General features: G+C 73.1%; 16 protein-coding genes. 2 read left to right on the top strand and 14 right to left on the bottom strand.

The window, feature by feature from the left end; all coding sequences use genetic code 11:
- Positions 1 to 88: 88 nt before the first annotated feature.
- The 11 genes from CHF15_RS11155 to betA all read right to left on the bottom strand — a co-directional run bounded on the left by CHF15_RS11155 (position 89) and on the right by betA (position 16,912).
- Positions 89 to 538, bottom strand: coding sequence for an RrF2 family transcriptional regulator (locus CHF15_RS11155; RefSeq protein ID WP_018560413.1), 450 nt, complete (start codon positions 536 to 538; stop codon positions 89 to 91).
- A 61-nt stretch (positions 539 to 599) separates the two neighbouring features.
- The gene (locus CHF15_RS11160; protein ID WP_089223514.1) at positions 600 to 1,193 is read right to left on the bottom strand and encodes a sarcosine oxidase subunit gamma; all 594 of its coding nucleotides are present in this window, start codon (positions 1,191 to 1,193) and stop codon (positions 600 to 602) included.
- Positions 1,186 to 4,239, bottom strand: coding sequence for a sarcosine oxidase subunit delta (locus tag CHF15_RS11165; protein WP_089223515.1), 3,054 nt, complete (start codon positions 4,237 to 4,239; stop codon positions 1,186 to 1,188). The genes CHF15_RS11160 and CHF15_RS11165 overlap by 8 nt, the downstream gene beginning before the upstream one ends.
- Before the next feature lie 12 nt (positions 4,240 to 4,251).
- Positions 4,252 to 5,484 carry a sarcosine oxidase subunit beta family protein gene (locus CHF15_RS11170; RefSeq protein WP_089223516.1) on the bottom strand — a complete coding sequence of 411 codons (1,233 nt, stop codon included), beginning with the start codon at positions 5,482 to 5,484 and terminating at the stop codon, positions 4,252 to 4,254.
- Complete coding sequence (gene glyA, locus CHF15_RS11175) at positions 5,481 to 6,767, bottom strand: serine hydroxymethyltransferase (RefSeq protein ID WP_089223517.1); 1,287 nt, start codon at positions 6,765 to 6,767, stop codon at positions 5,481 to 5,483. The genes CHF15_RS11170 and glyA overlap by 4 nt, the downstream gene beginning before the upstream one ends.
- A 60-nt stretch (positions 6,768 to 6,827) precedes the next feature.
- The gene (locus CHF15_RS11180; RefSeq protein ID WP_089223518.1) at positions 6,828 to 9,269 is read right to left on the bottom strand and encodes a GcvT family protein; all 2,442 of its coding nucleotides are present in this window, start codon (positions 9,267 to 9,269) and stop codon (positions 6,828 to 6,830) included.
- A 253-nt stretch (positions 9,270 to 9,522) separates the two neighbouring features.
- Complete coding sequence (locus CHF15_RS11185) at positions 9,523 to 10,512, bottom strand: ABC transporter substrate-binding protein (protein ID WP_089223519.1); 990 nt, start codon at positions 10,510 to 10,512, stop codon at positions 9,523 to 9,525.
- A gap of 19 nt (positions 10,513 to 10,531) precedes the next feature.
- On the bottom strand, positions 10,532 to 12,520 hold the full coding sequence (locus tag CHF15_RS11190) for an ABC transporter permease subunit (RefSeq protein ID WP_089223520.1): 1,989 nt from the start codon (positions 12,518 to 12,520) through the stop codon (positions 10,532 to 10,534).
- A complete protein-coding gene (locus tag CHF15_RS11195; RefSeq protein ID WP_089223521.1) occupies positions 12,520 to 13,620 on the bottom strand; it encodes a quaternary amine ABC transporter ATP-binding protein in 1,101 nt (366 codons plus the stop codon). The genes CHF15_RS11190 and CHF15_RS11195 overlap by 1 nt, the downstream gene beginning before the upstream one ends.
- A 20-nt stretch (positions 13,621 to 13,640) precedes the next feature.
- Positions 13,641 to 15,110 carry an aldehyde dehydrogenase family protein gene (locus CHF15_RS11200; RefSeq protein WP_089223522.1) on the bottom strand — a complete coding sequence of 490 codons (1,470 nt, stop codon included), beginning with the start codon at positions 15,108 to 15,110 and terminating at the stop codon, positions 13,641 to 13,643.
- Positions 15,111 to 15,250: 140 nt separating this feature from the next.
- Positions 15,251 to 16,912, bottom strand: a complete 1,662-nt coding sequence (gene betA / locus CHF15_RS11205; protein ID WP_089223523.1) for a choline dehydrogenase — start codon at positions 16,910 to 16,912, stop codon at positions 15,251 to 15,253.
- Positions 16,913 to 17,130: 218 nt separating this feature from the next.
- Here betA and CHF15_RS11210 point away from each other — a divergent pair, with 218 nt between their 5' ends.
- Positions 17,131 to 17,928 (top strand): IclR family transcriptional regulator, encoded by a 798-nt coding sequence (locus tag CHF15_RS11210; protein WP_245938767.1) that lies wholly within the window; start codon positions 17,131 to 17,133, stop codon positions 17,926 to 17,928.
- Here the strand turns inward: CHF15_RS11210 and CHF15_RS11215 are convergent.
- The 3 genes from CHF15_RS11215 to CHF15_RS11225 all read right to left on the bottom strand — a co-directional run bounded on the left by CHF15_RS11215 (position 17,916) and on the right by CHF15_RS11225 (position 20,660).
- The gene (locus CHF15_RS11215; protein WP_089223525.1) at positions 17,916 to 19,049 is read right to left on the bottom strand and encodes an aromatic ring-hydroxylating oxygenase subunit alpha; all 1,134 of its coding nucleotides are present in this window, start codon (positions 19,047 to 19,049) and stop codon (positions 17,916 to 17,918) included. The genes CHF15_RS11210 and CHF15_RS11215 overlap by 13 nt on opposite strands.
- An 82-nt stretch (positions 19,050 to 19,131) precedes the next feature.
- Positions 19,132 to 20,301 carry an NAD(P)/FAD-dependent oxidoreductase gene (locus tag CHF15_RS11220; protein ID WP_179279733.1) on the bottom strand — a complete coding sequence of 390 codons (1,170 nt, stop codon included), beginning with the start codon at positions 20,299 to 20,301 and terminating at the stop codon, positions 19,132 to 19,134.
- On the bottom strand, positions 20,298 to 20,660 hold the full coding sequence (locus tag CHF15_RS11225; protein ID WP_089223526.1) for a bifunctional 3-phenylpropionate/cinnamic acid dioxygenase ferredoxin subunit: 363 nt from the start codon (positions 20,658 to 20,660) through the stop codon (positions 20,298 to 20,300). Before CHF15_RS11225 ends, CHF15_RS11220 begins: the two co-directional genes overlap by 4 nt.
- A gap of 273 nt (positions 20,661 to 20,933) precedes the next feature.
- On the opposite strand from CHF15_RS11225, the gene CHF15_RS11230 reads away from it, so the two are divergent.
- Complete coding sequence (locus tag CHF15_RS11230; RefSeq protein ID WP_179279734.1) at positions 20,934 to 21,659, top strand: response regulator transcription factor; 726 nt, start codon at positions 20,934 to 20,936, stop codon at positions 21,657 to 21,659.
- Positions 21,660 to 21,662 lie beyond the last annotated feature (3 nt).

Below are 21,662 nucleotides of genomic sequence, written 5' to 3' on the forward strand. Positions count from 1 at the left end.
ACGTGCTCCCTAATTTGGTATCTGAAATTCGCATTAAAGGGCGTACGGAGGCCGCCCTCGGCGGGCGGTCGGTTCGGGGTGGGCCGGATCAGTCCCGCGGGCCGGGCGGGCCGGAGCCGACCAGCCCCACCAGGACGGGCCCGGTGGGCGCGGCGGTCAGGTCGGCGACCGTCAGCGGGTCCAGGGAGGCGTAGAAGGCCTCCTGCGCCCGGCGCAGCGCGCCGCGCAGCCGGCAGGCGCCGGCGAGCGGGCAGGGCGTCTCGCCCTCGCAGTCCACGACGTCGCCGACCCCCTCCAGCTCCCGCACCAGGCGGCCGACCGAGGCCGTCCGTCCGGCGGGGGTGAGCTCCAGGCCACCGCCGCGGCCGCGGCGGGTCTCGACGACCCCCAGGTGCTGCAGCCGGGCCACGACCTTGGCCAGGTGCGAGTACGGGACCCGCATCGCCTCGGCCACGTCCCGGGCGGTGGACGGCTCGTCCTTGACGGCCAGGGCCATCACCGCGCGGAGCGCGAGGTCGGTGGACTTCGTCAGGCGCATACCTTGAGGCTAGATAATACGAATCAAGGATTCAAGTTATGAGGGGTTCCTGCGGCCCACGTCACACGTACTCCGTGGCGGCGTCCAGCAGCCAGTCCGCGAGGTAGCCGGCGAAGGAGGAGCGGACCAGCACCCAGAAGCCCGCCCTCGGCTCCTCCCTGGCCACCAGCACCACCTGGGCGCGGGCCAGGGCGGTCTGCGCGCAGCCGCCCGGGGGGAACACCCGCGGGTCCAGGTCGAGCGAGCAGCCGTGCGCCAGCAGGTCGCGGGCGCGGGGGCCGGAGACCAGCAGGGTGGTGCGCTGGGCGGAGACGTCGGTGACCGAGACGTGCGCCTCGCCCGCGGCCTTGCGCAGACGGGCCTCCAGGTCCTCCTGTGCGCCGGGCGGCCCCACCACGAGCCATTGGTCGGGACCGAGCCAGAGGACGGCCAGGTCACCGGTGCGGACGGCGGTGCACGGCTCCAGGGGAAGAGGCGCGCCCAGGGCGAGCCCGGCGGCCTCGGCGGCCGGGCCCCCGGGGTCCAGGCGCAGGTCGATCTGCGCGAGGAAGGGCAGTTCGGCCAGGCGCAGAGCGCCTCCCGACGCCCGGGTCGCGGCGGCGAGGCGGCCGGCCGCGGCCGACAGCGGACTGCGGCGGGTGTCGGTGTCAGCCATCGCGGCGGGCCCCCTCGGGGTCGTAGAGGACGGGTGAGGCGACGGTGACGGGCACCAGACGTCCGTCGACGGGCGCGTAGAGCCGCTCCCCCACCCGCTCCCGGCCCCCCTTGACCAGGGCGAGCGCGAAGGTGCGGCCGAGGGCGGCGCTGCGGTAGCTGGAGCTCACGTGGCCGAGCGCCGTGACGGGGGGCCGGGGCGGCACCGGGTCGGCGACGAGGTGGGTGCCCTCGGGGAGCAGCAGCCCGGGGTCCTCGGGCAGCAGCCCGACCAGGTGCTTGCGATCGGGGCGAGCGGTGTCGGCGCGGGTGTGCGACCGCTTGCCGATGAAGTCGCGCTTCTTCTTCGACACGACCCAGCCCATGCCGAGGTCCTGCGGCGTGACCGTGCCGTCGGTGTCCTGGCCGACGATCGGATAGCCCTTCTCGGCGCGCAGCACGTGCATGGTCTCGGTGCCGTACGGGGTGGCGCCGGCGGCCCGCACCGCCTCCCAGAGGACCGTCGCCCGCCAGGGCGGGACGTTGATCTCGTAGGCGAGCTCCCCGGAGAAGCTGATCCGGCACACCCGGGCCGGCACCCCGGCCACCGTCGCGTCGCGCCAGGCCATGAAGGGGAACTCGGCCCTGCCCACGGCGAGTCCGGGGGCGAGCGCGCCCAGCACCTCGCGGGAGCGCGGGCCCACGAGGGCGACGGTGGCCCACTGCTCGGTCACCGAGGTGCAGTGGACGCTCAGTTCCGGCCACTCGGTCTGCAGCCACTCCTCCATCCAGTCCAGGACGGCCGCGGCGTTGCCGGTGGTCGTCGTGACCAGGAAGCGGTCCTCCGCGAGCCGGATGACGGTGCCGTCGTCGAAGACCATCCCGTCCTGGCGGCACATGACGCCGTAGCGGATCATGCCCGGGCGCAGGGTGGACATCAGGTTGGTGTAGAGCCGGTCGAGGAACTCCGCGGCGTCGGGGCCCTGCACGTCGATCTTCCCGAGGGTCGAGGCGTCCATGAAGGCGACGTCCTCGCGGGCGGCCCGGCACTCGCGCAGGACGGCGGCCGTCATGTCCTCGCCCGGGCGCGGGTAGTGGCGGGGGCGTTTCCACTGGCCCACGTCCTCGAAGACCGCGCCGCCGGCGACGTGGAGGTCGTGCAGCGCGGTCACCCGGACCGGGTCGTGGAGCGCGCCCCGGTCACGTCCGGCGAGCGCGGCGAAGGACACCGGCGCGTACGGGGGGCGGTACGTCGTCGTGCCGAGCGCGGACACCTCAACGCCGAGCAGGCCCGCGACGACGCCCGAGGCCAGGACGCCGGAGGTCTTCCCCTGGTCGTTCGCCGTGCCCGCGGTGGTGTACCGCTTGGTGTGCTCCACCGAGCGCATCCCGGCCGCCGTTGCGCGCCGCAGGTCGGCCACGGTGACGTCGCGCTGCAGGTCGACGAAGCGCGGGCCGGGGGCCGTCACGGGGACGTCGAAGAGGGTGAGCGGCGGGCGCCCGTCGCCCGGTTCCGCCGGCGGGAGAAGGGGCCGGGCCGGCGTGAAGCCCTCGGCCGCGAGCGCCCGTGCGGCAGCCGCCGCGCCCTCCGCGGGGGTGGCGGCGAACTCCACGGCCTGGTGCGTCGATCCGGGCACCGGGACGAACGTGCCGCGTGCCTCGTCGTAGCGCACGGCGCCGCCCGCCTGGCCGAAGAGGTGGCCGACGGGGTTCCAGCCGCCCGAGACCAGCAGCAGGTCGGCCTCGATCCGCCGGTCGCCGAGCAGGACGGCCGTCAGCCGGTCCGTGCCCTCGGTGCCGGTGACGTACACGCCGTCGCGCGCGTCCGCGACCGCCGCGATCTCCACGCCGGCGGCGGCCAGGTCGCGGACGACGGCGCCGGTGCTGTCGTTGGTGGTGAACACGACGGCCCTGCGGCCGGGGACGACGCCGTACCGGCGCACGTAGGCGCGGGCCGCGCCGGCCAGCATGACGCCGGGGCGGTCGTTGTCGGGGAAGGCCAGGGAACGCTCGTGCGCGCCGGTGGCCAGGACGACGCGGCGGGCGCGGACGCGGTGGACGCGTTCGCGGGAGACGTGGGCGGGGGCGGCGGCGCCGAGGTGGTGGGTGCGGCGCTCCAGGGCGAGGACGTGGTTGTCGTCGTAGTGGCCGAAAACCGTCGTACGGCGCAGGACGCGGATCCCGGGTTCCGCGGCGAGGGGGGCCTCGGTCTCTGCGACCCAGTCCAGGTGCCGTCCGCTGCCGAGGAGACTGCCGCCCGGTTCGGGCTGGTCGTCGGCGAGGATCACCCGTGCCCCGCTGCGGGCAGCTGTGGCGGCGGCGGCCAGTCCCGTGGGGCCCGCGCCGACGACGAGCAGGTCGCAGTGGGCGTGGACGGCGTCGTAGCGGGCCGGGTCGGGACCGGTGGCGAGCCTGCCCTGACCGGGAAGGCCGGTGGCGACGAGGCCGTCGTAGAGCTCCACGGTCGTCGCGGGCAGCATCGGTTCGGGGAAGGGGGCCTCGATCTGCACCACGGCGTTGGGCTCCTCGACGCCGGCCGAGAAGACGCCGCGCGGGCGCCCCAGCCTGATGCCGGTCCCGGTGGCGATGACCCCGTTGGCGAGCAGCGCGGAGGCGAGCGTGTCACCGCGGTAGCCGGTGTACGCGGTGCCGTCGAAGGTGAACCTCAGGGGCGTGTCGCGGTCGATGCGCCCGCCCTCGGCGAGCCGGAAGGGCTGTGCCGGGTCACGCTCGGGGCGCAGGGCGGGGGCCGGGACGGGGGGCGCGGACGGGGCGGGGCCAGGCGCTTCCCCGGCGGGGGCCGGGGCGGGCACGGGGGCCGGGGCGCCGGTCACGAAGCGGTTCGTGGCCGTGTCGCGCACCGCGTCGAACCAGCGGCGGCAGCCCGTGGCGTGCATCCAGCGCTCGGCGAAGGGGCCCTTGGGGTTGTCGCGGAAGAAGAGGTGGCGGGCCCACTCCTCGTCCGTCAGGGCCGCCGGGTCCCGCGGGTAGGCGAGGTGCGCCTGACCGCCGTAGTGGAACTCGGCCTCGTCGCGGGGCCCGCACCAGGGGCAGGGGATGAGCAGCATCGTTCGGGCTCCTCAGTGGGCGACCGCGGCCGCGCCGTGCTCGTCGACGAGCGCGCCGGTGGTGAATCGTTCGAGCGAGAAGGGCACGGCCAGGGCGTGCGGGGTGTCGTGGGCGATGGTGTGCGCGTAGACCTGGCCCACACCGGGCGTGGCCTTGAAACCGCCCGTGCCCCAGCCGCAGTTGAGGTAGAGGCCGCCCACCGGGGTGAGTCCGACGATCGGTGACGCGTCCGGGCTGACGTCGACGATGCCGCCCCAGGTGCGCAGCAGGTGGGCGCGGGCGAAGACCGGGAAGAGTTCCAGCGCCGCGGCCATCTGCCGCTCGATGACGTGGAACGCGCCGCGCTGGGTGTAGGAGTTGTGGGCGTCGATCCCCGCGCCCATGACCAGTTCGCCCTTGTGGGCCTGGCTGACGTACACGTGCACCGCGTTGGACATCACGACCGTGGGGTGCACGGGCTCCAGCAGCTCGCTCACCAGCGCCTGCAGCGGGTGGCTCTGCAGGGGCAGGTCGAATCCGGCCATGCGCGCCAGCACCGAGGAGTGGCCGGCGGCGCAGAGTGCCACCTTGCCCGCGGCGATGGGCCCGAGGTTCGTGCGTACGCCGGTGACCCGGCCGTCGCTGACGTCGATGCCGGTCACCTCGCAGTTCTGGACGAGGTCGATCCCGGCGGCGTCGGCCGAGCGGGCCAGGCCCCAGGCGACGTGGTCGTGCTTGGCGATGCCGGCGCGCGGCTGGTAGGTCGCGCCCAGCACCGGGTAGCGCACGTCCGGGGAGGTGTTGACGATCGGGCAGACCTCCTTGACCTGCCCGGGGTCGAGCCACTGGGCGTCGACTCCGCTCAGCCGGTTGGCCTCCACCCGGCGGACGCCCTCCCGCACGTCCTGAAGGCTGTGCGCGAGGTTGAGGACCCCGCGCTGGGAGAAGAGGATCGGGTAGTCCAGCTCCTCCTCCAGCCCTTCCCACAGCTTCAGGGCGTGCTCGTAGATGCCGGCGCTCTCGTCCCAGAGGTAGTTGGAGCGGATGATGGTGGTGTTGCGGGCCATGTTGCCGCCCGCCAGCCAGCCCTTCTCCAGCACGGCCACATCGGTGATGCCGTGCTCGCGCGCCAGGTAGTGCGCGGTGGCCAGGCCGTGCCCGCCGCCGCCCACGACCACGACCTCGTAGGAGCGCTTGGGTTCGGGCGTGCGCCAGAGGAAGTCCGGGTGCTCGGGGAGGCCGGCGCCCGGGGTGCGGGGGGTCATCGGGCGTCGTCTCCGTCCTGCGGCAGGTGCGGGTAGAGCGGGTGCGCGGCGGAGAGGGCCTCGGTGCGGGCGCGCAGCGCGGACAGGTCGGGCCCGGGGCGCAGGGCGAGCGCGACGACGTCGGCGGCCTCGGCGAAGTCCTCCTCGGTGAAACCGCGGGTGGCCAGCGCGGGTGTGCCGATCCGCAGCCCCGAGGTGACCATCGGCGGACGGGGGTCGAAGGGTACGGCGTTGCGGTTGACGGTGATGCCGACGGAGTGCAGCAGGTCCTCGGCCTGACGGCCGTCGAGGGCGCAGGCGCGCAGATCGACGAGGACGAGGTGCACATCGGTGCCCCCGGTGAGCACGGAGACACCCGCCCGCGCGGCGTCGTCCCGGGTCAGGCGCTCGGCGAGGATGCGGGCACCGGCCAGGGTGCGGGCCTGGCGCTCCCTGAACTCCTCCCCCGCGGCGACCTTGAAGGAGACCGCCTTGGCGGCGATGACGTGCTCCAGGGGGCCGCCCTGCATTCCGGGGAAGACCGCCGAGTTCAGCTTCTTCGCCAGGTCCGCGTCGTCGGTGAGGATCACTCCCCCGCGCGGGCCGCCGAGCGTCTTGTGGGTGGTCGTGGTGGTCACGTGGGCGTACGGGACGGGGTTCGGGTGGAGCCCGGCGGCGACCAGGCCCGCGAAGTGCGCCATGTCGACCATGAGCAGCGCCCCCACCTCGTCGGCGATGCGCCGGAACGCGGCGAAGTCCAGCTGCCGGGGGTACGCCGACCATCCCGCGATGATCATCTTCGGCCGGTGCTCCTTGGCGAGCCGCTCGACCTCGTCCATGTCGACCCGGTGGTCCGTCGCGGAGACGTGGTACGGGACGACGTCGAGCATCTTCCCCGAGTAGTTGAGCCGCATCCCGTGGGTGAGGTGGCCGCCGTGCGCGAGGTCGAGCCCGAGCACGGTGTCGCCGGGCCGCAGCAGGGCGAAGAGGACGGCGGTGTTGGCCTGGGCGCCGGAATGCGGTTGGACGTTGGCGTGGGCGGCGCCGAAGAGGGCCTTGACCCGGTCGACGGCGAGCCGTTCGGTGACGTCGACGTGCTCGCAGCCGCCGTAGTAGCGGCGGCCGGGGTAGCCCTCGGCGTACTTGTTGGTCAGGACGGAGCCCTGGGCCTCCATGACGGCGGCGGGCGCGAAGTTCTCCGAGGCGATCATCTCCAGGGTGGAGCGCTGGCGGGCCAGTTCGGCGCGCAGCGCGGCGTGCACCTCGGGGTCGAGCGCGGACAGGGGGGCGGTGAGCGGGTTCATGCGCGGGGCTTCCTCTCAGCGGCGGCGTCGGAGGTCTCGCGTGGTGCCGTCCGCGCGGTGTCAGCCGCGGAGGCGGGACATGGCCGGGTCGAACAGCGGCTCCGCGGCGACCCGGGCCGCCACGCGCCGGTCGAAGTACCCGATGCCGAGGGCGCGCCCGGGCACGGAGAGCTCCGCCGGCAGCCACGCGTAGGCGATGCCCTTGCCGATCGTGTAGCCGTAGGCGGCGCTGGTGACGTAGCCGACGGGCCGGTCGCCGTCGTACACCGGCTCCTTGCCCATCACCACGTCGCCCGGGTCGTCGACGGTCAGGCAGGTGAGCCTGCGCCGCACCTGCTCCCGGCGCCGGGCGAGCGCGGCCTTGCCGGTGAAGTCGTCCTTGTCCTCCTTGACGGCGAAGGCGAGGCCGGCCTCGTACGGGTCGTGCTCGAAGGTCATGTCGGTGCCGAAGGAGCGGTAACCCTTCTCCAGGCGCAGGCTGTTGAAGGCCCCGCGCCCGGCGGGGACGCCGCCCAGCGGCCGGGCGGCGGCCAGCAGGGTGTCCCAGAGCTTCAGGCCGAGGTCCGCCGTGGTGTAGAGCTCCCAGCCGAGCTCGCCGACGTAGGACAGTCGCATCGCCGTGACGGGCACGGCCCCGACGTGCGCCCGCTTGGCCCGGAAGTACTTCAGGCCCTCGTCGGAGAAGTCGGCGTCGGCGAGCGGCTGCAGGACCTCGCGGGCGAGCGGTCCCCACAGGCCGACGCAGCAGGTGCCCGCGGTGATGTCGCGGACCGCGACGGTGCCGTCGGCGGGCAGGCGCCGGGTGAGATGGTCCAGGTCGAGGTTGCCGTTGACGCCGACCTGGAAGAGGTCGCGGCCGAGGCGGGCCACGGTGATGTCGCTGCGGATGCCGCCGTCGTGGTCCAGGAGCAGGGTGTACGTCACCGACCCCACCGACTTGTCGACATTGCCGGTGGTGAGCCGCTGCAGGAAGGCGGCCGCGCCGCGTCCGGTGACCTCCAGGCGCTTGAGCGCGGTCATGTCGTACAGGGCGACGGTCTCCCGGGTCGCCCGGGCCTCGGCGCCGACGACCGGCGACCAGTGGCGGGCCGCCCAGTCGTTCGGGGTGGGGATGGAACGGCCCTCCACCAGTCCGGCGTTGGACTCGTACCACTGCGGCCGCTCCCAGCCGTTCGCCTCCAGGAAGTACGCCCCGAGTTCCTCCTGGCGGGAGTGGAAGGGACTGGTGCGGATCGGGCGCGGGGCTCCGGTGGGCTGGAGCGGGTGGACGATGTCGTAGACCTCGACGAAGTTGCGGCAGCCGCGGGCGAGCACGTAGTCGGGAGCGAGCTGGTGCGGCTCAAAGCGGTTGACGTCGCACTCGTGGAGGTCGAAGGACGAGCAGTGGCCGTCCACCAGCCATTCGGCCATCGCCCGGCCGACGCCGGCCGAGTGGGTGACCCAGACGGCCTCGGCGACCCAGAACCCCTTCACCTGCGGGGACTCGCCGAGCAGCGGCATGCCGTCGGTGGTGAAGGAGAACAGTCCGTTGATGCCCTCCTCGACCTTGGCCTCGCGGGTGGCGGGCAGCAGGGACCGGGTCTCGGTCCAGGCGTCGGCGAAGTCGTCCTCGGTGAAAGCCAGGACGGACGGCATCCCGTCCGTCTCGCCGTACGCGGCGATGTCGTCGGCGGCGACGGGCATGGGGCGGTGGCCGTAGGAACCGATGCCGATCCGGTCGTGGCGGTCGCGGTAGTAGAGGTCGGCGTCCTGGTGGCGCAGGATCGGGCGGACGGCCTCGGCGGACTGGCCCGCGAGGGCGGGGACGGGGCCGGTCCAGGCGAACTGGTGGGCGAGCGGGGTGAGCGGCAGTTCCATGCCCGCCATCCGGGCGACCCGGGGGCCCCAGATCCCGGCGCAGCAGACGACGACGTCGGCCGCGAGCTCGCCGCCGCGGTCGGTGACGACCCCGGTGACACGGCCGTCGTCCTGGGTGACGGCGAGGACTTCGTGGCGTTCGAGGAAGCGGACGCCGCGCGCGGCGGCGCGCCGTGTCTGCGCCTCGACGGCGAGGACGGCCTTGGCGAGGCCGTCGGTGGGGACGAACAGTCCGCCGAGGACGCGTGAGCGGTCCAGCAGGGGGTGGAGCGCGACGCACTCCTCGGGTCCGACGACCCGGGCCTCGACACCCCACGACGTCACCCAGCCGTGCCGGCGGTGCAGTTCGGCCAGGCGTTCGGGGGTGGTGGCCACCTCCAGGCCGCCGACCTGGAGGAAGCAGGGCTGTCCGTCGACGTCGAGGGAGAGGAGCTTCTCGACGGTGTAGCGGGCGAGTTCGGTCATGGCCTTGGAGGGGTTGGTCTGGAAGACCAGGCCCGGCGCGTGGGACGAGGAGCCTCCGGTGGCGGGGAGCGGCCCCTGGTCGACGACCGTGACGTCGGTCCAGCCGGCGCAGGACAGTTCGTCGGCCAGTGCCGCCCCCACGACGCCCGCTCCGATGATGACCACGCGGGGACCCGTCATCGCCAAACCTCCCAGTTGCTGTCAGCGCAACATGATTCAGGTTGCGCAACTCAATGTGCCGGGCGCCGGAGAGGGTGTCAAGAGGCCTGCCGGAGGCGGGAGAAGGCCCTCCGGAGACCGCCGCGGGGGCCCGGAACGGCCGGCCGGCGGCCGGGGAACGACGGTGCCCGGCGGGCTGTCGGGACAGCCCGCCGGGCACGGGGACGGGGTGGTGCGGGACGCCCCGGGGCGGGGCGGCAGGGGCGGGGCGGGACTACTTGACCCAGGCGTCCACCTTGCCGGGGTTCGCCTTCACCCACTTCTCGGCGGCGGCCTCCGGCGTCATCTTGTCCACGGCGATGTACTTGGCGACGAGGTTCTGGTCGTCGTTCGTCCAGTTGAAGTTCTTCACCAGGTCGTAGGCCGGGCTGCCGGAGTCGGCGAACTTCTTGCTGACGATCTTGTCCAGGTCGTAGACGGGGTAGTCGCAGGCGACCTTCTCCGCGTCGGCGTCGCAGCCGGCCTTGTACGGCGGCAGCTCGACCTTGGCGAGGGGGACCTCCGACAGGAACCACTGCGGCTCGTAGAAGTAGCCGAGCAGCCACTGCTTCTTGGCCTCGGCCTGGCGGAAGGCCTGGATCAGCGCGGTCTCGCTGCCCGCGTACACGACCTTGAAGTCCAGTTCGAGGTTCTTCACCAGGGCGGCGTCGTTGGTGACGTACGACGGGTCGCCGTCCAGGAGCTGTCCCTTGCCGCCGGACTCGGAGGTGCGGAACTTGTCGGCGTACTTGTCGAGGTTCTCCCACTTCGTGATGTCCGGGTACTTCTTCGCCAGCCACGGCGGCACGTACCAGCCGATCACGCCCTTGTTGCCGGTCGAGCCGGCCTCGACGGCGGTCTTCTGCTCCTCGATGTACTTCTTCTTCAGGTCGTCGTGGCCCCAGTTCTCCACGATGGCGTCGACCTCGCCGGTGCCGAAGCCCTGCCAGGCGATCTCCTCCTTGAGGTCCTTCTTCTTGACCGTGCAGCCCAGCTTCTCCTCGGCGACGTACGCCACGACCGCCGCGTCCGCCTCGTAGCCGACCCACGGGTTAACCGCCAGGTTGAACGTGCCGCACTTGCCGGAGGAACCGCCGGAACCGGCGTCGGAGCCACCGACCTTGGCGCCGCCGCAGCCGGTCAGGACGAGCCCGAGCACCACCGCTCCGGCCGCCCCGGCACGCCATCGCACGGTCCGGCCGGCCGCCGTCGGGTGTGTTGCCATGTGTCTTCCGCCTCCTGCTCTAGCGCCCGCCGGGCACCCTGCTGGTGCGCCCGGCCGCGGCCTGGGTGATCCGGTCGAACATCACGCCGAGCAAGACGATGGCGAGTCCCGCCGCCAGCCCCTTGCCGTACAGCTCGCCCTGCGAGAAACCGGCCACGACGTCGTAGCCGAGGGCGCCCGCACCGACCAGGCCGCCCACCACGACCATCGACAGCACGTAGATCAGCCCCTGGTTGGTCGCGAGCACCAGGGCGCCGCGCGACATGGGCAGCTGGACCTTGGTGACGAGCTGCCAGGTGCCGGACCCGGCCGCCGTCGCCGCCTCCACGGTCGTGGCCGGCACGCCCCGTACGCCGTCGGCGACGATCTTCATCGTCACGGGCGCGGCATAGACGACGGCCGCGACGATCGCGGTGAAGCGGCTCGCGCCGAACAGCGCGAGGAACGGCACGAGGTAGACGAAGGGCGGCATGACCTGCGCCGCGTCCAGGCCGGGCCGGACGATGCGGTCGGCGAGCGCGCTGCGGCCCATCCACACGCCCACCGTGACCCCGAGCAGCATCACCAGCAGGGTCGCCACGACGGTCGAGGCGAGCGTGGTCATCGCGTCCTGCCAGAGTCCGGTGCCCACCAGCAGCCCCACGCAGACCGCGGCGGTGGCACCGGCGCCGACACCGCCGAGGACCGCGCCCAAGGCCACCAGCACGAGGCCGGTCAGCCACCACGGGGAGTCGGTGAGCAGGGTCTGGAAGGGGTTGAGCAGGGTGGTGGTGAGCACGTCGCGGATGCCGTTCGTGACGCCGGACAGATGGTCCTGCGCCCAGGCGGTGACGGTGTCGGCGGCGCTCGCCAGGGAGCGTCCCGCGCCGCCCTCGCCGGGGAACTCCGCGGCCCAGACGTAGGTGTGGGACAGCCAGACCGCGACCGCCGCGGCGACCGCGCCCGCGCCGAGCAGCGGCCCGCGCCACCGCCGCGGGCCACCGCCGGGGCGCTGCGCCCGCTCGGTCCGGACGGCGGCCGCGGTGGTGACGCGGTCCAGGACGATGGCCATGACGACGATGGCGAGGCCGGCGTTGAACGCGGTGCCCACGTCGAGCGACTGCAGGGCCTGGACGACGGTCTTGCCGAGCCCGGGGGCGTCGATGAGGGCCGCGATGGTCACCATGGACAGGGCCGCCATGATGGTCTGGTTGACGCCCATCACCACCGTGCGCCGGGACATCGGCAGCAGCACCTTGGTGAGGGTCTGCGCCCGGGTCGAACCGAGCGACTCCGCCGCCTCCACGGTGGTCGCCGGGACCGAGCGGATCGCGTGCGCGGTGATGCGGACGGCGGGCGGCGCCGCGTAGACCAGCGTGGCGATGGTGGCGGAGGCGGGCCCGATGAGGAAGAAGAGGGTGAGCGGGGCCAGGTAGACGAAGGTCGGCATCGTCTGCATGAAGTCGAGCACGGGTGTCACGACGCGGTTGACCCGCGGCGACATCCCGGCCCACACCCCCAGCGGGATGCCGAACAGCAGCGCCACCAGCACCGCCGACAGGGTGAGCGCCAGGGTGTCCATGCTCTCCTGCCACAGGCCCTGCAGCCCGAAGAAGGTGAAGCCCGCCACGGCCAGCAGCGCCACCCGCCAGTTGCCCAGCGCCCAGGAGACGTAGCCGGCGATCGCGACGACGCCGAGCCAGCCGATCTGCGGCACCGGGCGGCCGTCGGGCGGCTGCGAGATCAGGGTCTGGACGAAGGTCACCAGGGTGTCGATGACCAGCCGGATCTCGTTGAAGAAGTAGAGGAAGAGCGGGTTGCTGTTGCGGTCCGCGCCGATGGTGTCGTTGACGTCGTTGAACCAGCGGTGCAGCGAGGTCAGGTCGGCGGCCGCGAGGGCGAGCGTGTGCCGGCCGCGCAGCAGCGCGAAGAGCACCAGCCACAGCACGACGATGCCCGCCACCACGGCCCGGCGGCGCAGCCGCAGGGGTGCGGGCCGTTCCCGCGTCCCGGAGGCGACGACCGCCATCACGCGCCGCCTTCCCCGCCCGCGACGACGGCGAGGATCTCCTCGTCGCCGACGACGCCGAGCAGCCGGCCCTCCTCGACGACCCTGACCGGCTTCTCGGCGGCGAGCACGGCCCGCGTCGCCTCGCGCACGACGACGCCGGGGCCGAGTTCGGGGCCGTCGAGGGCGTCGTCGGGCCGGGGATCGCGCATGATCCAGCGGAGCGTCAGCACGTCGGCCCGCGGCACGTCCTTGACGAACTCGCGCACGTAGTCGTCCGCGGGGGCGCCGACCAGTTCGTCGCCGGTGCCGCACTGCACCGTCCTGCCGTCGCGCATGATGAGGATGCGGTCACCGAGCTTGAGGGCCTCGGACAGGTCGTGGGTGATGAAGACCATCGTCTTGCCGACCTCGCGGTGGAGGCGGATGACCTCGTTCTGCATGTCGCGGCGGATCAGCGGGTCGAGCGCGGAGAACGGCTCGTCGAAGAAGAGGATGCCGGGATCCCCGGCCAGTGCCCGGGCGAGGCCGACGCGCTGCTGCATGCCGCCGGAGAGCTGGTCGGGGTAGGAGTTCTCGTAGCCCGCCAGGCCCACCAGTTCGACGACCTCCAGGGCCCGCTTGACGCGCTCGGCCCGGCCCATGCCGCGGATCTCCAGGCCGTACGCGACGTTGTCGACGACCCGGCGGTGCGGCAGCAGGCCGAAGTGCTGGAAGACCATGGAGAACCGGTTGCGGCGCAGCTCGCGCAGCCGCCTGGCGTCGGCGGTGCGGATGTCCTCGCCCTCCAGGACGACCTCGCCCGCGGTGGGTTCGACGAGCCGGGTCAGACAGCGCACCAGGGTCGACTTGCCGGAGCCGGACAGTCCCATCACGACGAAGACCTCGCCGGGCGCGACGTCGAAGCGGACGTCGCGCACGGCCGCGGTGCAGCCGGTGCGTTCCATCAGCTCCCGGCGGCCGAGCCCGCACAGCTCCGACGACTTGGGCACCCTGTCGGCCTTCGGCCCGAACACCTTCCACAGCCCGCGCACGGAGATGACCGCGTCCCGGTCCTGGCCCTGCTCCTCGTCGTGCGACGCGCCGCGCCGCTGCGGCACGTCGGTCGGTGCTGGGGTCACGGTGGGCCTCTCTTCGGCGTTCAGCCGCGGAACCAGTGCTGCGGCGTGGGTCGGATGTTCTGCCAGATGTGCTTGGGCTCGCGGTACTCGTCCAGGCCGGTCGGTCCCAGTTCCCGGCCCACGCCCGAGTGCCCGAAGCCACCCCATTCCGCCTGCGGCAGGTAGGGGTGGTAGTCGTTGATCCACACGGTGCCGTGACGCAGCCGGCGGGCGACCCGCTGCGCGCGGCCGGCGTCCCGCGTCCACACGGCGCCGGCCAGACCGTACTCGGTGTCGTTGGCGATGCGGACGGCGTCGTCCTCGTCGGTGAACCGCTCGACCGTCAGCACGGGCCCGAAGGACTCCTCGTGGACGACGCGCATGCCCTGGTCGCAGTCGTCGAGCACGGTCGGCGGGTAGTAGAAGCCGCCCTGGAGCGCCGGGTCCCCGGGGCGGGCGCCGCCGCAGCGCAGCACGGCGCCCTCGGCGATCCCGGCGGCGACGTACGCCTCGACCTTGTCGCGGTGCGCGGCCGAGATCAGCGGGCCGGTCTCGGCCGCGGGGTCGAAGGGGCCGCCGAGGCGGATGGCCGAGGCGCGCCGTACGACCTCGTCGACGAAGGCGTCGTGCACGGTGTCCTGCACGATCAGCCGGGCCCCGGCGGAGCAGACCTGCCCGGAGTGCAGGAAGACGGCCGTGAGCGCGAAGTCCACGGCCGTCTCGAAGTCGGCGTCGGCGAAGACCACGTTGGGGTTCTTCCCGCCGAGTTCGAGGGCGACCCTCTTGACCGTGGCGGCGGCCGCGGCCATCACGCGTCTGCCGGTGGCCAGGCCGCCGGTGAAGGAGACCATGTCGACGCCGGGGTGCTCGGCGAGCGGGGCACCGGCCTCGGGCCCCGCGCCGAGGACGAGGTTCCCGGCCCCCGGCGGGAGTCCGGCCTCCTCCAGGGCCCGCATCAGCAGCACGGAGGTGGAGGGGGTCAGTTCGCTGGGCTTGAGGACGAAGGTGTTGCCCGCGACGAGCGCGGGCGCGACCTTCCAGGAGGCCTGCAGCAGCGGGTAGTTCCAGGGGGTGATCAGGGCGCAGACGCCGACCGGCTCGTACTCGACGCGGCTGACGGCGTCGTCGCGTCCGGTGTCGACGACGCGTCCGGCGGAGGTGCCGGCGATGCCGCCGTAGTGGCGCAGGCAGGCGACGACGTCGGCGATGTCGTACTCGCTCTCCACGAGCCGCTTGCCGGTGTCGAGGGATTCGGCGCGGGCGAAGTCCTTGGCGTCCCGCTCCACGATGCCGGCGGCGCGGAGCAGGAGGGCGCCGCGTTCGCGCTCCGGGGTGCGCGGCCAGGGCCCGTGGTCGAAGGCGGCGCGGGCGGCGGCGACCGCGGCCTGCGCGTCGGCGCGGGTCGCCTCGGAGACCGTCGCGACGAGGGCTCCGTCGGCGGGGCAGCGGATCTCCCGGCGGCCTCCGGCCACCGCTTCGCGCCACTCTCCGTCCAGGTACAGGTCTGCCACGCGCGGAGTCCTCGCTTCGTTGCACATAGCGCATCGAATTGCTTGTGGTGGAACACCCTGTCCGACCGGCCACCGGCCGTCAAGGGGTCGCACGGTGTGTACGGCACATCTTGACCCCGTGAACGGCACGCCCCCCAGGGTCAGTTGGCGGCGTCGCGGTGCCGGTAATACTGCGCCTTCGATGGCGGCAGGGGCTCACGGCCGAGGATCAGGTCGGCCGCCTTCTCGGCGATCATCATCACGGGCGCGTAGATGTTGCCGTTGGTCACATAGGGCATCACGGACGCGTCGACCACCCGGAGCCCCTCCACGCCGTGCACCCGCAGGCTCGCCGGGTCGACCACGGCCATCTCGTCGGTGCCCATCCGGCAGGTGCAGGACGGGTGGAGGGCGGTCTCGCCCTCCTTGGCGACCCACGCCAGGATCTCCTCGTCGGTCTCGACACCGGGGCCGGGCGAGACCTCGCCGCCGTTGAAGGGGGCCAGCGCGGGCCGGCCGAGGATGTCGCGGGCGACGCGCACCGCCTCGACCCACTCGCGCCGGTCCTGCTCGGTGGAGAGGTAGTTGAAGCGCAGCGCGGGCTTCTCCCGGGGATCCCTGCTCCTGATCTTCACCGTGCCGCGGGCGTCGGAGTACATCGGCCCCACGTGCACCTGGTAGCCGTGGCCGCCGGCCGGGGCGGAGCCGTCGTAGCGCACCGCGATGGGCAGGAAGTGGAACATCAGGTTGGGGTACTCCACGTCCTCGTTGCTCCGCGCGAAGCCCCCGGCCTCGAAGTGGTTGGTGGCGGCCGGGCCCTTGCGGAAGAGCCACTGCAGGCCGATGAACGGATAGCGCCACTTGGCCAGGTACGGCTGCATGGAGACGGGCTGCGTGCAGGCGTACTGGACGTACACCTCCAGGTGGTCCTGGAGGTTCTCGCCGACGCCGGGCAGGTCGTGGACGACGTCGACGCCGAGCGCGGACAGCCCCCGGGCGTCGCCGACGCCGGACAGCTGCAGCAGCTGGGGCGAGTTGATCGCGCCGCCGCAGAGCACGACCTCGCGGGCGCGCACCTGCTCGCGGGTGCCCTTGCGGCGTTCGTACTCCACGCCGACGGCGCGCTTGCCCTCGAACAGGACCCGGGTGACCAGGGCCCGGGTCCGCACCGTCAGGTTGGGGCGGCCGCGCACGGGGTCCAGGTAGGCCCGGGCGGCGGAGAGCCGGCGGCCGCGGTGGACGTTGCGGTCGAAGGCCGCGAAGCCCTCCTGGCGGTAGCCGTTGACGTCGCCGGTGAGCGGGTGCCCCGCCTCCTGGACCGCCTTCAGGAAGGCGGGGAAGAGGGGGCTGGAAGCGGGCCCGCGCTCCAGGACGAGCGGGCCGTCGTGGCCGCGGAACTCGTCGTCGGCGTCGGCGGCGAGGCAGTTCTCCATGCGCTGGAAGTACGGCAGGCAGTGGGCGTAGTCCCAGTGCTCCATGCCGGGGACCTTCGCCCAGCGCTCGTAGTCCATGGGGTTGCCCCGCTGGAAGATCATGCCGTTGATGCTGCTGGAGCCGCCGAGCACCTTTCCGCGGGCGTGGTAGATCCGCCGTCCGCCCATGTGGGGTTCGGGCTCGGACTCGTAGCCCCAGTCGTAGAAGCGGCTGCCGATGGGGAAGGTGAGCGCCGCGGGCATGTGGATGAAGACGTCCCACGGGTAGTCGGGGCGGCCCGCCTCCAGTACCAGGACGCGGTTGCCCGGATCGGCGGAGAGCCGGTTCGCGAGGGCGCAGCCGGCGGAGCCCCCACCGACGATGACGAAGTCGTACTGAACGGGAGCCATGTCAGCCTCGCCTCACTCGTCTCGCTCGTCTCACTCGTCTCGCCGGCCTCGATCGCGCGGTCGACAGGTCGACTGGCGCAGCATGCTAGTACGGTGCCGCTATGTGCACCAGGTTGCGAACCGCGCAACTTGACGTGCCAGTGTGGGAATTGACCTCTTCCCCTCACCCCGCCCGGGGAGACCTCAACGCTGTTGTTTACCGCGCGTATAGTTTCGCTGTGAGCAACTTCAGTGCAGATACCGAGACAAGCGGTCCACAGCCGGGCGGTGTCCAGTCCGTGGACCGGGCCATCAGCGTGCTCGAGATCCTGGCGCGGCGCGGCGAGGCCGGCGTGAGCGAGGTCGCCGCCGAGATCGAGGTCCACAAGTCGACGGCGTTCCGGCTGCTCGGCGCGCTGGAGGCACGCGGGCTGGTGGAGCAGGCGGGCGAGCGCGGCAAGTACCGGCTCGGCTTCGGCATCGTCCGGCTGGCCGGCGCGGTGACCGGCCGCATCGACATCACGCAGCAGGGCCGGCCGGTGTGCGAGCGGCTCGCCGAGGAGATCGGCGAGACCGTCAACATCGCGGTGATGGAGAAGCACTTCGCGATCAACCTGTACCAGGTGCGCGGACCGGCGGCGGTCACCGCGCACAACTGGGTCGGCCAGCTCACCCCGCTGCACGCGACCTCCAGCGGCAAGATCCTGCTCGCCCACCTTCCGGCGGGGCGGCGCGCGGAACTCCTCATGGACGCGGGCCTGGAGAAGCTGACCCCGCACACCCTCACCTCGCGGACGAAGCTGGAGAAGGACCTCGCCGGGGCCCGGGAACGCGGGTACGCCTGGACGCTGGAGGAGCTTGAGATCGGCCTGCACGCGATGGCCGCCCCCGTCCGTTCGCGTGACGGCGAGGTCATCGCCGCCGTCAGCGCCTCCGGCCCCTCGTACCGCTTCACCCAGGAGCGCATGCACGAGCTCGCGCCGCTGCTTGTCGCCGGGGCCGCCGAGATCAGCCACCGCATGGGCTACCTGGGCTGAGCGGTGCCGAGGCGCTCGTGCACCCAGTCGTGGAAGCCGGCGATGTGGTGTTCGCTGGGGACCAGGACCCCGCCCTTGGCGTAGATCCGGGAGCCCATGGCGGGCTGGCAGCGCTCGCAGGCCTCGAAGTCCTGGCGGTTGACCCGGTCGAAGAGCTCGACGGAGCGGCTGAGGTCGCGGCCCCCGGCGACGACCTCCTCCAGGTAGAGCCAGTCGCACTCGACGACCGTGCGGTCGGCGGCGACCGGGTACATACGGTGGAAGATCACGTGGTCCGGCACCAGGTTGACGAAGACCTGGGGCCTGATGGTGATCGCGTAGTAGCGCCGGTCCTGGGCCGCGGAGACCCCGGGTATGCGCTCCAGTCCCGGCGAGCCGTCCACCGTGAAGCCCTCGACGTCCGCGCCGAACTCGGCGCCGTGGCCGACGTAGTACTGCGCGGCGTAGCCGTCGGCGAACTCCGGTAGCACCTCGGTGAGTTCGGGGTGGATCGTCGCGCAGTGGTAGCACTCCATGAAGTTCTCGACGATGAGCTTCCAGTTGGCCCGGACGTCGTAGACGATCCGCCGACCGACCCTCAGGTCCTCGATGCCGTAGCGCTCCAGGGACGCCACGTCCCCGAGCCGGGTGACGACCGCGCCGACCACCTGCTCCTCGAAGGAGGGCGGGTCCTCGGCCAGGCAGACCCAGACGTAGCCCAGCCATTCGCGGACGTGGACGGGGACGAGCCCGTACTCGGTGCGGCCCACGTCGGGCATCTTGGTGAGGTTGGGCGCCGCCACGAGCCTGCCGTCCAGGTCGTACGTCCAGGCGTGGTAGGGGCATTGGAACGCCCGCCTGACCTCGCCGCCCTCCTCGGTGAGCAGCCTGGCGCCGCGGTGCCGGCACACGTTGTGGAAGGCGCGCACCGCGTGGTCCCGGGACCGGGTGACCAGGATGCTCTCGCGCCCGACGCCCACGGTCCTGAAGGCGCCCGGCCGGCCGAGTTCGGAGGAGCGCGCCGCGCAGAACCACATCGCCTCGAAGATGCGCTCCTGCTCCTGGGCGAAGATCCCGGGGTCCGTGTAGTAGGAGCCGGGGAGGGTGGCGATCAGGCTGTCCGGCAGACCGGTCGGGGTCACGGGCACTCCTTGCAGGACGTTGTGTAATGAGCAACGGAGTGTGCAGTGCGCAACTGCAGCATGTGGCGCCGGTCGGGCGCTGTCAAGACGTGACGGCGGCCAGCCGCTTGCGCCAACGGGTGAACGACCGGGGCCGGTTCATCCCCAGCACGGCCACCGGCACCCCGCCCCTGCGGTAGACCGCGAGCACGTCGCGTCCCTGCGGGGCGCCCTCCTCGACCGTGACGGTGTCGGCCCCCGCGGCGCGGCCCGCGAACTGGATGCGGACGCCGTACTGGTCGGACCAGAAGTACGGCGGGCGCGGCGCCCGTTGCCCGCCCGGGCTACCGGAGAGCAGCGCGGCGACGGCGGCGGCCGGACGCTCCAGGGCGCCCGTCCAGTGCTCCACGCGGTGGTGCGCGCCGGCGGCCGGGTCGTACCAGGCGGCGCAGTCGCCGACGGCGACGACGCCCGGCAGGCTCGTCCGGCCGTCCGCGCCGCACAGGACGCCGTCGCCGATCTCGATCCCGGACCCGGCGAGCCAGTCCGTGCACGGGCGGGCGCCGACGCCGACGACCACGGTGTCCGCGGGCAGCCTGCGGCCGTCGGCCAGGACCACGGCCGCCACCCGCCCCTCGCCGTCCGCCTCGGTTCCCCGCACCCCCGTGCCGCACAACAGCCGTACGCCGTGGTCGCGGTGGAGGCTCGACACGACGCCGCCCATCGCCTCGCCCAGCGGCCCCGACAGCGGGGTGGGCGCCGCCTCGACGACGGTGACCTCCAGCCCGAGGGCGTGTGCGGTCGAGGCGACCTCGGCCCCGATGAAGCCGCCGCCGATGACGACGAGCCGCCCGCCGCGCGCCAGGTCGGCCCGCAGCGCGCGGGCGTCGTCCAGGGTGCGCAGGGTGTGCACCCCGCTCCGGGCCGCCGCGCCGGGCAGCGTACGGGCGGCGGCCCCGGTGGCGATGACGACTCCGTCGGCGGTGACGGTGCGGCCGTCCGCGAGCCCGACGCTCCGGGCCCCCGGGTCGAGCGCCACGGCCCGTGCGCCCAGCAGCCATTCGGCGCCGAGGTCCTCGTCTTCCGCCTCCAGGACCAGGGCCGCCTCGTCGGCCTGACCGGCGAGGAACTCCTTGGACAGCGGCGGCCGGTCGTACGGCCGGTGCGGTTCGTCGCCGACGAGTACCAGCCGCCCGTCGTACCCCCGGGCGCGCAGCGCCCGCGCCGCCGACAGCCCCGCCAGCGAGGCGCCGACCACGAGGACCGATCTCACCCGGCTCCCCCGGCGAGCCGGCCGGCCGCGCACGACGGCAGGCCGGGGGCGGACGGGGACAGCCGTACGTGGATCACGCCGTCCTCGACCACGACCTCGTGCGTGCGCACGGGCCGCCTGGCCGGCGGTGCGTCCACCGCGCCCGTCCGCAGGTCGAACTTCGAGGCGTGCAGCGGGCACTCGACCTCGCACCCCTCCAGCCAGCCGTCCGCGAGCGACGCGTCCTGGTGGGTGCAGGTGTCGTCGATGGCGTAGAGCTCGCCCTCCTCGGTGTGGAACACCGCGACGGGCGGGTCGGTTTCGAGCCGGAAGGCCTCGCCACGCGGGAGATCCGCGAGCCGGCACACGGGAATCATCATGACACCTCGGTGCGTATGGCGGAACTGATTGCGGTTGACGCAACATCAGTGTGGGGGTGCCCCCCACCCCTGTCAAGGCACCGTCCGGACACCCGGAGCCCTCGTCTGACGGGGGATCATCCGCCGCTCGCCGGGGGTGCCGGCGGCGGGACCGTCGCGATTCGGTCACGGGGGTTGTCCGGGTTCAACCGAATGACATAATCCGTTCCTCTTCTGCACGACAACGGTGCACGACAACGGCCGGAATCCGGCCCGGAGGAAGTGATCCCCGGCATGAACGTGACCGTTTCCGCCCAGCAGCCCCGTGTGCTGGTCGTGGAGGACGAGGCGAGCATCGCCTCGATGCTCGCGATGGCGCTGCAGTTCCTGGGCTTCGACGTGGTCACGGCCGGCACCGGCGAGGAGGCGGTGAGCGCGGCCGCCGGGCGCGCGGCTGACGTGATCCTGCTCGACGTGGGCCTGCCCGACCTCGACGGCTTCGAGGTCTGCCGCAGGCTCCGCGCCGCCCGGGTCGACGCGCCCGTCCTCTTCCTCACGGCCCGGGACGCGGTGGAGGACAAGATCAGGGGGCTGGCGCTGGGCGGCGACGACTACGTCACCAAGCCCTTCGACATCAACGAGGTCGCGGCCCGGGTGAACGCCCTGCTGCGCCGGGGCCGGGTCGCCGAGCCCGCCGGGCGGCGGCTGCGCGCGGGCTGGGTCGAGCTCGACGCGGACACCCACGAGGTGTGGCGGCACGGCAGGCCCGTCCAGGTCTCGGCGACCGAGTTCGCGCTGCTGCGCTTCCTGCTGGAGAACCCGGACCGGGTGGTCTCCAGGGGGCAGATCCTCGACGCCGTGTGGAGCTGCGGCTTCCAGGGCGAGTCCGGGATCGTGGAGACCTACATCTACTACCTCCGCCGCAAGCTCGGCGACACCGACCAGTCGCTCATCCGCACCGTACGGGGGGCGGGCTACCTGGTGCGGGCCGCGCCGGCGGGCGATACGGCTTCGCGCTGACGG

Source organism: Actinacidiphila glaucinigra, from assembly GCF_900188405.1.
GTDB classification, from domain to species: domain Bacteria; phylum Actinomycetota; class Actinomycetes; order Streptomycetales; family Streptomycetaceae; genus Actinacidiphila; species Actinacidiphila glaucinigra.

What these genes read in the sequence shown, in the direction of transcription:
- CHF15_RS11225 (WP_089223526.1), bottom strand. Translation starts at nt 20,660, where the DNA reads ATGATGATTCCCGTGTGCCGGCTCGCGGATCTCCCGCGTGGCGAGGCC.
- CHF15_RS11155 (WP_018560413.1), bottom strand. Translation starts at nt 538, where the DNA reads ATGCGCCTGACGAAGTCCACCGACCTCGCGCTCCGCGCGGTGATGGCC.
- CHF15_RS11160 (WP_089223514.1), bottom strand. Translation starts at nt 1,193, where the DNA reads ATGGCTGACACCGACACCCGCCGCAGTCCGCTGTCGGCCGCGGCCGGC.
- betA (WP_089223523.1), bottom strand. Translation starts at nt 16,912, where the DNA reads ATGGCTCCCGTTCAGTACGACTTCGTCATCGTCGGTGGGGGCTCCGCC.
- CHF15_RS11185 (WP_089223519.1), bottom strand. Translation starts at nt 10,512, where the DNA reads ATGGCAACACACCCGACGGCGGCCGGCCGGACCGTGCGATGGCGTGCC.
- CHF15_RS11170 (WP_089223516.1), bottom strand. Translation starts at nt 5,484, where the DNA reads ATGACCCCCCGCACCCCGGGCGCCGGCCTCCCCGAGCACCCGGACTTC.
- CHF15_RS11165 (WP_089223515.1), bottom strand. Translation starts at nt 4,239, where the DNA reads ATGCTGCTCATCCCCTGCCCCTGGTGCGGGCCCCGCGACGAGGCCGAG.
- CHF15_RS11230 (WP_179279734.1), top strand. Translation starts at nt 20,934, where the DNA reads ATGAACGTGACCGTTTCCGCCCAGCAGCCCCGTGTGCTGGTCGTGGAG.
- glyA (WP_089223517.1), bottom strand. Translation starts at nt 6,767, where the DNA reads ATGAACCCGCTCACCGCCCCCCTGTCCGCGCTCGACCCCGAGGTGCAC.
- CHF15_RS11180 (WP_089223518.1), bottom strand. Translation starts at nt 9,269, where the DNA reads ATGACGGGTCCCCGCGTGGTCATCATCGGAGCGGGCGTCGTGGGGGCG.
- CHF15_RS11190 (WP_089223520.1), bottom strand. Translation starts at nt 12,520, where the DNA reads ATGGCGGTCGTCGCCTCCGGGACGCGGGAACGGCCCGCACCCCTGCGG.